A 14,771-nucleotide genomic window follows, 5' to 3' on the forward strand; every position below is an offset into this window, starting at 1 on the left:
CGTACTCAGGCTTTTTTTTTTATATTAAATGACTTTTAGCTACATTGGGCGTAATAGCAGCCAAAACCATTCATTATTAGCTGGTTATTACTCAAAGTAGCATTGTGATGCGAAAGCGTGTCATACGCTTTAGTTATAGCCACCGGCAAACTTAATCTTGCTTGTTGCGCACTTAAATTAAATACACACAGCATTTTTTCATTATTAAGTGTTCTATAAAACGCCAGGATCGGTTCAGCCGTTTGGATAAACTCAATATCGCCTGTAATCATCACCGCTTGCGTTTTACGCCAAGCCATAAATTCACGGTACGCGTTTAAAATAGAGTTTTTATCGCTATTTTGCTCTGCTACCGATTGAGATTTGTGTGCTGTGTCTACAGGCAACCAAGGCTTATTTTCACTAAACCCAGCATAATCTACTTGCTCATTTTCCCAAGGAATTGGAGTTCTACAGCCATCACGGCCTTTAAAGTTAGGCCAAAATGTAATTCCGTAAGGGTCTTGTAAGTCTTCAAAGGCCACGTTTGCTTCGCCCAAACCTAGCTCTTCCCCTTGATACATACATACACTACCACGCAGTGAAGCGAGTAGGGCTGTAAGCATTTTACATTGGGCAGGGTTAATTTCGCCATTGTCGCTCCAACGGCTCGCAACACGTTCTACATCATGGTTACTAAACGCCCAGCAAGGCCAACCTTCAGTCATTTGCTGCTCAAGCGTTTGCACTGTTGTTCTAATGTATTCACTAGAGTAGTCATCAGTGAGTAATTCAAAGCTGTAGCCCATGTGTAGCTTATCGCCACCTTGGGTATACTGCGCCATGGTAGCGAGTGAATCTTCAGATGATATTTCACCCAATGAAACCGCACCTGGATACTTATTAAGTAAGGCACGAATATCTTGCATAAATTCGATGTTTTCTGGTTGGGTGTTGTTGTAATAGTGATACTGAAACGCGTACGGGTTATCTTCACTAAAACCGCGGCCTTGGCGCTTATCTTTTGGTTTTGCAGGATTGTCGCGTAATTGCGCATCGTGGTAGCAAAAGTTAATTGCATCGAGCCTAAAGCCATCTACACCTTTTTTCAGCCAAAATTCCACGTTATCAAGCACAGCTTGTCTAACATCTGGATTATGAAAGTTTAAATCGGGCTGCTCGGTAAAAAAGTTGTGTAAATAATACTGACCTCGGCGCGGCTCCCACTGCCATGCCGGGCCGCCAAAAATAGATAACCAATTATTAGGTGCTGTACCATCTTCTTTTGACTCAGCCCAAACATACCAATCAGACTTATCATTAGTGGTATTTTCGCGGCTATCTAAAAACCATTGATGTTGATCAGAGGTATGGCTGAGTACTTGGTCAATAATAATTTTAATATCGCGGGCATGCGCTTGTTCAATTAGCGCATCAAAATCGTTTAAATCACCAAATATTGGGTCAATATCTCGGTAGTCGCTAATATCGTAACCAAAGTCTTTCATTGGCGATTTAAAAAAAGGTGAAATCCAAATAGCATCAACACCTAAGCTTTTAATATAATCAATGCGATTAATTATCCCCTTTAAGTCACCAATACCATCATTGTTGCTATCTTGAAAGCTACGCGGATAAACCTGATAAATTACCGCACCTTTGTACCACTGCTGTTGGGTCATGCTTTTCTCCGTCATTGTACACCGTATTTCGATTACGCTAAATATGGTTTGTTAACTCACCATATAATATTTCTAAAAAGCATACGTGAAGCCCGTGATTCTGTAAAAATACTACATACGTATGCAGTAAAATACACACTTTTTAAGTATTAAAAAAATCACTAAAAACCAATTAAATATTTTAAATTAGCGAGAAAACAACCTTACCAATTAAGGTTTTTAAATTGATTTATAGGTTAATTCTTATTTTAATCATTATTAACAATGGCTTGAGTTAATCGCCTCTATACTTCATTGGTCTTACCAATTGTACGCCCAACAATAAGCGTATACAGAGCAGGGATCAGCTTAAATATGGTTATTTTTATGCAGTTTACATTTAACAACTTGCGCCATTTATTGATAAATATAATTATTTAACTAAATTTATTAAGTAATTAATACGAATTTATGAAAGTCTATTAAAAACAAGCGTTTGTGCTGTTATGAGTGGCTTTTATGTTAATATGTTGTCAATGTGCGAGTGTTGAATACGTATGCATAAAGTTGTTAATAAAATGAAGAGAGCGTTAACATTAATCCTGACAACAAAATTAGCTCGCTTTGTTTGACTATCACTCAAACAAAGCGAGGATCACACTATGGGTAACGAGAGAGGATCACACTATGGGTAACGGGAATAACATCATGTCTATGTTCAAACCAAGTATATTAACGTTGGCATTAACAGCTGCCGGTTTATCAAGCTTTGCTACTGCTGCCGCGCAAGAAAATACAATAAAAAAAGAAGACGTAGAAGTCATCGAAGTTAAAGGTTTCCGTGGCAGCGTCGTTGAGTCAATCAATACAAAACGTTTTTCATCTGAAGTAGTAGAGTCTATCTCTGCAGAAGATATTGGTAAATTACCAGATTCGTCAATTGCTGAGTCAATTGCACGTTTACCAGGTTTGACCGCGCAGCGCCTAGATGGCCGTGCCAGTCGTGTAAGCGTTCGTGGTTTTAGTGAAAACGAAAGTGCAACAACCTTTAATGGTCGTGAGCAGGTATCGATTGGGGACAATCGTGGTGTTGAGTTTGACCTTTACCCATCTGAAATAATGAGCGGTGTAACCGTATATAAAACACCAAACGCAAGCTTAGACGCAGAAGGTATTGCAGGTGTTATCGACATGCAAACCGTAAAACCTTTAAGTAAAGGTGAGCGTGTGATCATGTTTAATGGTCAATTAGAGCAAACTGGTTTCGATAAGTTAAACCCAGACGGTGATGATCAAGGTTTCCGCGGTACGGTGTCGTATATTGACCAATTTGCAGATGACACAATCGGTGTCGCATTCGCATACAATACCATGAGCTCACCAAACCAAGAAAAACGCTGGAACTCATGGGGTTATCCTGACTATAGTATCTCAGAAAATAAAGTTAGAGATGACACAACAGTAGGCCCATACAATCCTATTTTAGGTGGCGCAAAACCATTTGTGCGTTCATCTACGCTTGAGCGTGATTCTGCAATGCTTGTTATCGAAGCCGCACCAACAGATCGCTTAAACATGACGTTTGATGCACTTTATGTTGACTTCTCAGATGAAAAAATCCTTCGCGGTATTGAAGTACCATTTGCTTGGGGCCAAGGAACAATCGATCCAAGCTCAGCGGTCGTAGATGCTGAAAGTGGTTTTATCACCAGCGCGGTAACACAAGGTCAACGTGTTGTTGTACGTAATGACTACGAAGAGCGTAATGCGGAGTTAACTCAGTTTGGTTTTAATACTAAATATGATATCAGTGATGACTGGTCAGTTGAGTTTGATGCGAGCCGCTCTGAAGTAGAGCGCCAAATTTGGAGTATCGAAAGCTATTCAGGTACTGGCCGTGGAGATAATAATGGTGTTGCTGACAACATAGGTTATGCGTTTGACGGTGGTAACACTGGTGCGCAGTTCTCACATGAACTCGATTACAGTGATTACGGCTTAATTCAATTAGGTGGGCCATTGTCATGGGGGGCGAGTAAAGCACTGAACGATAATTATGGTTTAACAGGCACACCTTACGAAAATACTGCCCAAGATGGTTTTATTAATGCTCCTGAAATTAATGATGAACTAACCACACTAAAGTTTGCTGCAAGCAAAGTACTTGAAAGTGAGTATTTCAGTAAAGTTAGTTTTGGTATTTCATACCGTGACCGTGAAAAGTCTAAATTATCAGAAGGTTACTACATGACCTTAAAAGACTTCTCGCTTGCAAATCCGGGCATGTTGTCTATCCCTGAGCAATATCGTTTAGGCACTGCTAGCCTAGATTTTATTGGTATGGGTGATATGGTTGCTTACGATACCAATGGTTTAGTGAACGATGGTTATTATGACTTACTGCAAGAAAGCTTAACGGACCAAAAACATAAAACGCAATCATGGACAGTGCAAGAAGAAGTAACCGCTGTTTTTGCGCAACTTGATATTAATGCCGAGCTTGGCTCAATTCCAGTTACAGGTAATATTGGTGCGCGTTACGTACAAACAGACCAATCATCACAAGGTTCAGCTGCTAACACCACAGCAGATGGGTTAGTAGTGGTAACGCCTACTGATGTAAGTCATGACTATAACCACTTTTTACCAAGCATTAACTTATCGTTTGCGATTGATGAAGAGCAAACGATTCGTTTTGGTGCGGCAAAAACAATTTCACGTGCGCGACTTGATGAGATGAATGCATCAGTAAATGCATCCTACAACCAGCAACCTGATGAAAATGGTAACTATTGGACTATCTCAGGTGGTAATCCAAACTTAGAACCAAAAGAAGCCACTGGTCTAGATTTAAGCTACGAAAACTACTTTGATGCAGAAGGCTATTTTTCAGCTGCATTCTTCTATAAAGATATCACCCAGTGGATTTTTGATGGCAGCTATGAAGTAGATATGTCGGGGGTTGCTGATCCATCAACAGGTCAAGTTCCAGCTAATTCAACCGGTTCTGGTTCAGGTAAAGTGAACGGTGGTGAAGGTGACTTATGGGGTTACGAATTATCACTTGCATTGCCATTTCATATCTTTCATTCATCACTTGATGGTTTTGGCTTAATCGCAAGCCATACAGGTGTAGAGCAAGATCTTAAAGATCAAAACGGTAACGATTACGAGTTACCAGGCTTATCAGACCAAATTGATAGCTTAACGGTTTACTTCGAGCGTAGTGGTTTCCAAGCACGTACTAGTATGCGTAAACGCAGCGCCTTTAAAGGTGATGTTTATGGTTTAGGCTTTGCAACAACACAGGTTGATATCAAAGGCGAAACCATTTGGGATGCGCAAGTTGGTTATGACTTTGGTGAAGGCGGTGTAGAAAGCTTAGATGGCTTAAGCATTACTTTCCAAGTACAAAATATCACTGAAGAACCGTTTCTATCATTACAAGGTGATAGTGATTTACAAGTACGTGATTACCAAGATTATGGCCGTACGTTCTTACTTGGCTTTAGTTACAAGCTATAACATTCTTTAGCGTTGAAAGGCCCTTGTGATTTGTTTTACAAGGGCTTTTTTATATCGACTACACTTAACTAAAAGCAAGTGGAGCAGGGGCTATGCAGAATAAACAAATAAAAGGCGTGGTAATAGCTGGTGGTGGCACTGCGGGTTGGATAACCGCAGCCTTACTAAATAAAGTGCTAGGTAAAATAGTTAATATTACCCTGATTGAATCAGAGCAAATTGGTACTGTGGGAGTGGGTGAAGCGAGCATTTCGCCGATTCTTCACCTTAATGCGGCATTAGGTATACCTGAGAGTGAGTTTATTAAAGCAACTCAAGCGACCATTAAATTGGGGATCGAGTTTGAAAACTGGCGAGCACCACAACACAGCTACATGCATGCTTTTGGTGAGATAGGCAAAGATCTCCCGTTTTGTGAGTTTTATCATTATTGGTTGAGGGCCAAGCAACAGGGCACTAATGCTGATTTTTGGGATTTTTCACTTAACTACCAAGCGGCCAAACAGCATAAATTCGCCCATTTAAAACATATTCCTAATACCCAGCTTAGTGGTTTAAATTATGCTTATCATTTTGACGCTACCTTGTACGGGGAATTTTTAAAAGGGCTGACTATATCACGCGGTGTTAAACGTATTGAGGGTCAAATTGCGGATGTTAAGCAATGCCCAGAGAGCGGTTTTGTAAAAGCACTTGAGCTGTTAGATGGGCAAATAATTTCAGGCGATTTATTTATAGACTGCACAGGCTTGAGTGCATTGCTCATTGAAAAGACCTTAAACACAGGATTTGAAGATTGGACGCATTGGCTACCTTGCGACAGCGCAGTAGCAGTGCAAAGTGAATCAGCGAATGAGCCAGTACCTTATACTCGCTCTATTGCCCAAAATGCTGGTTGGCAATGGCAAATACCTTTACAGCACAGAGTTGGTAACGGCTTAGTGTTCTCGAGCCGCTATTTAACAGATGATGAAGCAAAGCAGCAATTACTCGCTAATTTGCCCGGCAAAGCAATAACAGAGCCGCGGGTGATCCGTTTTAAAACGGGGCGCCGACGCTTACAATGGCATAAAAATGTAGTTGCTATTGGACTCTCAAGTGGGTTTTTAGAGCCGTTAGAGTCAACCAGTATTCATTTAATTCAAACAGCGGCTATTCGATTAATTAAGTTGTTTCCGCATAATGGGATTAAACACTCGCAAGTAACTACATATAACCTGCAAAGTAAAACCGAAATAGAACGCATACGCGACTTTATAATTTTACATTATAAGCTTACCACCCGCACAGATAGCGCATTTGGGCGTCAATGTCAGCAAATGAGTAATCCCGAAACTCTGCAACAAAAAATAACCTTGTTCAAGCAAACAGGCAAGCTCACTCGAGAAGACGACGAACTTTTTTCCGAGCCAGCGTGGCAGCAAGTAATGATAGGTCAGGGGCTTGAAGCAGATGATTATCACCCATTAGCCAACGCCCTAACTGATGAGCCGCTGCTCGCATTATTTTCTGATTTAAAAGCTTTGATTAACCACACGGTTGAACAACTCCCTTCCCATAGTGAATTTTTATCTAGGATGAAAAATAATTAAATGAAAAAGCTAATTAAAGCACTGTTTGCTACAACATTGTTTACTGCAATACCATTTACTGCAACAAAGGCACAGGCCATGTCTGTATCGCCACAAAATTGGTGGGTTGGCATGCAAAATGAGGCATTGCAAGTTATGTTGCATGAGCCAAACATTGCTAAACAACAGTGGCAATTAATCCCCTACAATGGGGTTAAGTTAATCAGTATTAGCAAAACAGATAACCCTAATTATGCGTTTTTAAACCTAAAAATAACGCCGCAAGCAAAGCCTGGTGACTTAGTGTTTACCAGCCCAACGGGTGAGCGCTTTGAATACCCGTTACATACTCGCAGCAGCAACAGTGCCAAGCGTAAAGGCTTTAACAGCCAAGATACCCTTTATTTAATTAACCCAGACCGTTTTGTAAATGGCGATAGCAGTAACGACACCGCAGCAGGCATGTTAGAGGCCGCTGATCCAAAAAGTAAAGGCGGGCGCCACGGTGGCGACTTACAAGGGGTGATCAATGCACTTCCATATTTAAATGATTTAGGGGTAACTCAATTGTGGTTAACCCCAGCGCTTGAAAACAATATGCCAAGCTACTCTTACCATGGTTATGCTATTACTGACTTTTATAATATAGATCCCCGTATGGGCAGTAATGAACTCTACCAAGAGCTGTCAAATAAAGCGCAGCAACTGGGGATTGGTTTAGTGATGGATTTTGTACTTAATCACTTTGGCTCTGAGCATGTGTGGATGAATGACAAGCCAACGTCTGATTGGATTAATTTTAATGGTGAGTTTGCCAATGGTAAACATGCCACTAGTCATGCAAGGCAAACCATTCAAGACCCTCACGCCAGCCAGTTCGATAAACGTCAATTTAGCGATGGCTGGTTTGTAGAAACCATGCCCGATTTAAACCAGCGTCAACCTTTGTTGGCAACCTACCTAATTCAAAACACCATTTGGTGGATTGAGTATGCAAATTTAAGCGGTATTCGAGTAGATACATATTCATACTCAGACAAAGCTTTTTTAGCCAATTGGACCAAAGCAATTATGAGCGAATACCCAGCGTTTAATATTGTTGGTGAAGAGTGGACTACCAATCCAGCAATTGCATCGTATTGGCAAGCGGGCAAAAATAACAGCGACGGTTATACTTCAAGTTTACCCAGTGTGATGGACTTTTCGCTGCAAGAGGCGCTCATTCAAGCTTTAAACGAAGATGAAAGCTGGAACACAGGTTGGGTTAAAGTATACCAATCACTTGCCAATGATTTTTTATACCCTAATCCAAATAACCTTTTAGTATTTGCCGATAACCACGATATGAGCCGTGTTTATACTGAGCTAAAGCAAAATCTAAATAAAACCAAAATGGCGATGACCATGCTGCTTACCACCCGCGGTATTGCACAAATGTATTATGGCACCGAAGTATTACTCGATAACACAGGCAGTAATGACCACGGCGATATTCGTATTGATTTTCCGGGCGGCTTTGCTGGGCAAACAGTTAATGCCTTTACAGGTAAAGGGCTCACAAATGCACAGCGTGATATGCACCAAACCCTACGTACGTTACTTAATTTTAGAAAGCAAAGCCCTGCATTAGGTTATGGCAAGCTAACGCATTTTAGTCCACAGCAAGGTATTTACAGTTATGCACGTATAGCCGATGAGCAAATAGTGTTGGTATTTTTGAATAAAAATAAGCAGGCTAAAAATTGGTCATTAGAGTATATGCAAGAGGTGCTTAAGCTGCATACAACAGCAACAAACTTGTTTACTAAGCAGCAAATTAATTTAACTGATGCAATAACATTAGCACCCATGAGCGCCACAGTATTAGTGATAGAGTAAATTGCTTAATGAATACGTATGCAGCGACTGTCAGTCAGTCGCGCTTCACACTAGTATTAAATTCATAACAAAAACGACAAAGTAGTAAAGTAGCACCATGACAATAATGAAGATAATTAAATATAGCCCTTTGTTTTTAGCCAGCAGCATTTACCTAACAGGCTGCTCAGATAGCGAAACACAAGCTAATCAGGTTAATGAGCAATTAACTAAATCTGCAGATGAGATCAGCAAACCAGTTGTATACCAAGTATTCACTCGTTTGTTTGGTAACACCCAAACGGTGAATGTACCTTGGGGCACTAAGGAGCAAAATGGGGTTGGCAAATTTGCCGACTTTAATGACGCCGCATTGCAAGGCATTAAAGATTTAGGCACCACCCATGTTTGGTATACCGGCGTGTTGCATCATGCGCTGGTGGGCGATTATAGCCAATACGGGATAAAACAAGACGACCCTGATGTAGTTAAAGGCCGTGCGGGTTCGCCTTATGCAATAAAAGATTACTACGATGTAAACCCAGATCTTGCAGTAAACCCAGAGCGTCGCTTAGTGGAGTTTTCTGCACTTATTGAGCGCACTCATCAACATGGTATGAAAGTGGTTATTGATATTGTGCCAAACCATGTGGCGCGTAACTATCATTCAATTGCTAGGCCTGCTGGTGTAAAAGACTTTGGCGAGCAAGACGATACCAGCAAAGAATATGCGCGTGATAATAACTTTTATTATGTGCCAGGGCAGTCGTTTCAAGTACCTAGCTCTGATCAATACCAAGTTTTAGGAGGAGATGCACACCCATTAGCCGATGGCTTGTTTAACGAAAGCCCTGCTAAATGGACAGGAAACGGCGCGCGTGCAGCCAAGCCCGATATAAACGACTGGTACGAAACTGTAAAAGTAAACTACGGGGTTAAACCCGATGGCAGTTATGACTTTCCAACCCTACCTGCAAGCTTTGCAACTAAAGATGCCCGAGCGCACTATGAATTTTGGCAAGACAAAAACCTACCTAACAGCTGGTATAAATTTCGCGATATTGCACTATTTTGGTTAGATAAAGGCGTAGATGGCTTTCGCTATGACATGGCCGAAATGGTGCCAGTTGAATTTTGGAGCTTTTTAAATTCGGCAATCAAAATGCAAAACCCTAATGCCTTTTTACTTGCCGAAGTATATAACCCAAAAATGTACCGAGGTTATATTCATCAGGGCAAAATGGATTACTTATACGACAAGGTGGGTTTTTACGACACGCTAAAAGCTATTATGCAAAATAAGCAAGCTGCGAGCACTATTTTTGATGCACAACAGCAAGTTGCCGATATAGAACAGCACATGCTGCACTTTTTAGAAAACCACGACGAGCAACGTATTGCCAGCCCCGATTTTGCAGGTAACGCGCTATGGGGCAAACCAGCCATGGTGGTATCTACGTTAATTAGCCGCTCGCCTAGCTTGTTATATTTTGGCCAAGATGTAGGCGAAGATGGCTCTGAAAACGCCGGGTTTGGCACGCCAACCCGTACCAGTATTTTTGATTATATTGGCGTTCCTGCGCATCAAGCGTGGATGAATAACGGCCAGTTCGATGGTGCTAATTTAACACCTGAGCAAGCTAGCTTACAAAAATACTACAAAGCCATAATGGCGTTAAATAACTTACCTGCGGTAGTGGGCGGTGATATGCACGCTTTAAACGTACAGGGTAGCGACAGGGTTGTTGCGTTTTCACGTAGTTTAGGTCGCCAAGTTATTTTGGTACTAAGCAACTTTAGCGAGCAACAACAAACAATCACTATTAACTTAAATAGCCAAACAACTGCAAATATAGGCGCAAATTCAGCGTTACACGATTTACTCGAAACACATAGCGGTGTGTTAGTGAGCAATAACGATCAAGGTGCAAGTTTTACACTTACCCTTAATGCACTAAGTAGCGCGGTATTAACCAATAAGGTAAATAATGAATAATAATAATAGCAATAAACCAGACCTAAGCTTTTGGCAAATATGGAACATGTGTTTTGGTTTTTTAGGGATTCAATTTGGGTTTGCCCTGCAAAACGGTAACGTTAGTCGTATATTTCAAACGCTTGGTGCCGACATTGATGATATACCTATTTTATGGGTAGCCGCTCCGCTAACGGGGTTAATTGTACAGCCTATTATTGGTTACTGGAGTGATAAAACCTGGGGTAAGTTAGGTCGCCGCCGTCCGTTTTTTTTATATGGTGCAATTTTAACTACACTGTCGTTATTTATAATGCCTAACTCACCAACGCTGTGGGTTGCTGCCGGTATGTTGTGGATTATGGATGCGTCAATTAACGTTACTATGGAACCGTTTCGTGCTTTAGTTGGCGACAACCTACCTAAAAAACAGCGTGCAACAGGTTATGCCATGCAAAGCTTTTTTATCGGCATTGGCGCTGTAGTTGCATCAGCACTACCATGGATGATGGCTAACTGGTTTGGTATTGCCAATACTGCACCGGCTGGGCAAATTCCTGATTCAGTAAAATATTCGTTTTACTTTGGCGCGGTAATTTTACTGGTTGCTGTAGGTTGGAGTATTCTAACCACCAAAGAATACTCGCCAGAGCAACTCGCTGCATTTAATCAACAAGAAGAGCCTGCTTCTCAAAGCCAACCAACAGCTAATATTAACTTTAGCAAAGGGGGCATAATATTTAGTGTTTTAGGCTTAGCCGTTTTAGCCTTGGTAAGCGCCTTAAATTTAGAAAAAGAACTGTATTTATTGGCTGGTGGTTTAGTGAGTTTTGGGGTTGTTCAGTTTATAGCGGCAGCCTTGCAAACTAAACAACTTACATCGGGCGGTTTTTATCAGGTATTAAACGACGTATTTACTATGCCCGAAGCCATGAAGCAGCTGGCGTGGGTGCAGTTTTTTAGCTGGTTTTCGTTATTTGCAATGTGGATTTATACCACTTCAGCGGTAACGGGTTTTCATTACGGCAGCAGCGATACCAGTTCCCCAGCTTATAACAACGGCGCTGACTGGGTAGGTATATTATTTGCCGCGTATAACGGCTTTGCAGCACTTGCTGCAATATGTATTCCGATAATAGTTAAGCGCGTTGGTTTAAAGCTCGCCCATTGTTTTAACCTAATTTTAGGCGCGCTGGGCTTAGCCAGCTTTATTGTTATTAAAGATCCCACCTTACTTATTTGGCCAATGATAGGTATTGGCTTTGCGTGGGCGTCTATTTTATCACTGCCATACGCCATGTTAAGTACCTCGGTGCCGAGCAGTAAAATGGGTGTTTATATGGGCATATTTAACTTTTTTATTGTTATACCCCAGCTGTTAGCCGCCAGCATTTTAGGGCTTATATTACGCCACTTTTTTGAGAATCAACCAATATACGCTTTGTTAATAGGCGCGGTGTCGTTTTTACTGGCAGCCGTTGCCGTATTGCGCGTTAAACAATCTTAATTTTTATAAATAAAAGCAAATTACTGCCTCTACCATTGCATTTTTAAGGCAAGGGCAGAGGCAGCAAAATAACTAACCATTAGGCTAAAACCATTCGCAACATATTACAGTTACACTTTAATTGAATGGTATACAGCAATTAGCATAAACAACAAAAACAAAGGGGATAAAATGAAAACCTTTACCTTGAGTGCATTAGCACTGGCACTAACATTAACTGGTTGTAAGCCAGCGCCTGCGCCATCAACGAATACTAACACTAATAACGCAGTAACTACTGCGCAAACTAAAGCAGTAGAACAGCCAGCAGATTGGTGGCAAAGTGCCATATTTTATCAAATTTGGCCGCGCAGCTTTTACGACAGCAATAACGATGGTCATGGCGACTTTAATGGCATGAGCGCAAAACTCCCATACCTAGAAGAGTTAGGTGTAAATGCACTGTGGTTAACACCTATTTTCGAAGCGCCTTCTTATCATGGCTATGACTTTACAGAGTTTTATAAAGTTGAAAGTGACTATGGCAGCATGGCTGAGTTTGAAGCGTTTATAAAAGCGGCTGATGACAAAGGTATGAAAGTTATACTAGATTTAGTGATCAATCATATATCTAGTCAGCATGATTGGTTTCAACAATCTGAAAAACAACAAGCGCCATTTAGCGACTATTTTGTATGGCGTGACGATATGCCTAAAGCAGGCAGTGGTTGGGGGCATGCTTGGAGCGATAACGACAAGCCAGAAGCCGTATGGCATTGGAGTGAAACGCGTAAGCAATATTATTATGGTGCATTTGGTGCAAGCCAACCCGATTTAAATTTACGCCACCCAGATGTGGCTAATGAAATGAAAAAAATGGCAAAGTTTTGGCTCGACAAAGGCGTAGCAGGATTTAGGCTTGATGCAGTACGCTTTGCTATGGAAGGCGGTGCAAATGCACAAGCCGACACCCAAGAAACGATAGAATATTGGCAAGACTTTAATCAATATATAAAAAGTGTAAATCCACAAGCTTACCTAGTAGGAGAAGCATGGGCCGACCTTCCTATTGCCGCAAAGTACTATGGGGAAGGTAAGGGGCTAGATCAAGGCTTTGACTTTGAAGTAGGCTATAAAATTTTGAGCTTACTTAAAACCGATACCGACACAGATGTGCTCTTTGGTACTATGCCATCTAATGAGCAGCACAAAGGTAAAAATGCACTCATCCTTGATGAAAACCTACAACAACGTAAAGACTCACAAGCACCACTGCACTTTTTTACACCGTTCTTAACTAATCACGATCAAGAACGTGTTGCTTATCAACTTAAAGAGCACGATGGTAAAGCAAAACTAGCTGCGGCCATGTTATTTAGCTCGCCAGGTACGCCGTATATTTACTACGGTGAAGAAATAGGCTTAACGCAGCAGCGCATCGGTGACGATGTTTATAAACGTGCGCCTATGCAGTGGGACAATAGTCATCAAGCGGGCTTTACGCAAAGTAACAATAGTTGGGTTGAAGAAACGGCATTATTTGGTGATGATTTTGCAAACTGGTGGCCAGAGTTTCTTGCTAAGCAACTAGCAGCAGGCGATCGCAGCGTTGCAGCGCAGCAAGCACAACCAAATTCTGTTTGGCGTTTATATCAGCACTTAATCGCAATGAAAAAGCAGCGCCCAGAGTTTACTATTAACGGCAGTTACCAGCTAACGCAGCAAGACAATGGCATAGTAGAAATAACGCGAGAGTTAAACGGCAGCAAAAGTGTTTTTGTACTTAACCTAACCGATAAAGCTCAAAACATCAGCAGTATTACACGCGACGGTTTAACAGCCAGTTGGCAGCACGATCTCAATGGCGATCAACTTGCCGGCTATGGTTTATTGTTACTAAATAACACACTGTAAATAGCATACTTATTATAGGGGTTAACATACGTTAGCCTCTATTTTTTACTACGCACAGCTCCCCCCGTTCGCCCTTTGTAGAAACACGATTTAAAGGGAAGTTTCACAAAGTCACACATCAGATCACATTAAAGTAAAGCTGTGCATATAAGCACTTACTTGCATTTTGCCCTATAACATTATTAAAAGTCGTTTTGGGATATTTTAACAAAGATAATTTTATAACACACGTAATTACTTGTTTACATTGGAGTTGTTTGGTGCAACTATTTAGCTATGTAATATACGCCGTTTTGGGGTGTTATAAACCCCCATAGTGGTGTTCAATAAGGTGTTATGTATAAAGGAGAGTTTGGTGCCAACTAAGGATAAGCGGTTATTTTTCAAAAATGTATTCGACAGTGGAATAATTGATATTTGGTTTAATATTGTTGGTGCTACTTTAGCAACAGCTGCATTTATTTATATGGCACTAAAAGGGTATAACTCTGCATTTTTACTTTCCACCATTAGTTACCTTTTTCTTATTACTAAAGCAACACACGGTACTCGCCAGTCATACGAGTATTTAAAAGAAATATATGTTTACCCAGCTGACAGCAATGGACTCGTTTCAACTGCTTTTTATGTGTTTTTCTTATATTTCCGCATTCAGATAATTATTGCCCCAATTCAGATTATATTGTGGACATCGGGCACAGGAAAACTACCGATTTAATTTATACATAATCGGGTAGCCGGAGGTCTCTAACCTCCAGCCCCCACACCACCCATCATGCGGGTCCGCAATGGGCGGTTCATCT

General features: G+C 41.1%; 8 protein-coding genes. 7 read left to right on the forward strand and 1 reads right to left on the reverse strand.

What is annotated here, in order from left to right; translation table 11 throughout:
- Positions 1-35: 35 nt before the first annotated feature.
- A complete protein-coding gene (locus tag AAEZ22_RS16030) occupies positions 36-1,661 on the reverse strand; it encodes an alpha-glucosidase family protein (RefSeq protein ID WP_352298005.1) in 1,626 nt (541 codons plus the stop codon).
- A gap of 687 nt (positions 1,662-2,348) precedes the next feature.
- Here AAEZ22_RS16030 and AAEZ22_RS16035 point away from each other — a divergent pair.
- The 7 genes from AAEZ22_RS16035 to AAEZ22_RS16065 all read left to right on the forward strand — a co-directional run bounded on the left by AAEZ22_RS16035 (position 2,349) and on the right by AAEZ22_RS16065 (position 14,686).
- Complete coding sequence (locus AAEZ22_RS16035) at positions 2,349-5,165, forward strand: TonB-dependent receptor (RefSeq protein ID WP_339684821.1); 2,817 nt, start codon at positions 2,349-2,351, stop codon at positions 5,163-5,165.
- A 92-nt stretch (positions 5,166-5,257) separates the two neighbouring features.
- Positions 5,258-6,757: a tryptophan halogenase family protein gene (locus AAEZ22_RS16040; RefSeq protein ID WP_352298008.1), complete on the forward strand. Its 1,500-nt coding sequence runs from the start codon at positions 5,258-5,260 to the stop codon at positions 6,755-6,757.
- A complete protein-coding gene (locus tag AAEZ22_RS16045) occupies positions 6,758-8,614 on the forward strand; it encodes a glycoside hydrolase family 13 protein (protein ID WP_352298011.1) in 1,857 nt (618 codons plus the stop codon).
- 106 nt (positions 8,615-8,720) lie between these two features.
- A complete protein-coding gene (locus AAEZ22_RS16050; protein WP_339686305.1) occupies positions 8,721-10,589 on the forward strand; it encodes an alpha-amylase family glycosyl hydrolase in 1,869 nt (622 codons plus the stop codon).
- Positions 10,582-12,075 carry an MFS transporter gene (locus tag AAEZ22_RS16055; RefSeq protein ID WP_179806619.1) on the forward strand — a complete coding sequence of 498 codons (1,494 nt, stop codon included), beginning with the start codon at positions 10,582-10,584 and terminating at the stop codon, positions 12,073-12,075. Before AAEZ22_RS16050 ends, AAEZ22_RS16055 begins: the two co-directional genes overlap by 8 nt.
- 171 nt (positions 12,076-12,246) lie before the next feature.
- Complete coding sequence (locus tag AAEZ22_RS16060) at positions 12,247-13,968, forward strand: alpha-amylase family glycosyl hydrolase (RefSeq protein WP_352298014.1); 1,722 nt, start codon at positions 12,247-12,249, stop codon at positions 13,966-13,968.
- 355 nt (positions 13,969-14,323) lie between these two features.
- Positions 14,324-14,686, forward strand: coding sequence for a hypothetical protein (locus AAEZ22_RS16065; protein WP_352298017.1), 363 nt, complete (start codon positions 14,324-14,326; stop codon positions 14,684-14,686).
- Positions 14,687-14,771: the final 85 nt, after the last annotated feature.

The sequence above is a fragment of the Pseudoalteromonas sp. 20-MNA-CIBAN-0454 genome (assembly GCF_040308685.1).
GTDB classification, from domain to species: domain Bacteria; phylum Pseudomonadota; class Gammaproteobacteria; order Enterobacterales; family Alteromonadaceae; genus Pseudoalteromonas; species Pseudoalteromonas nigrifaciens.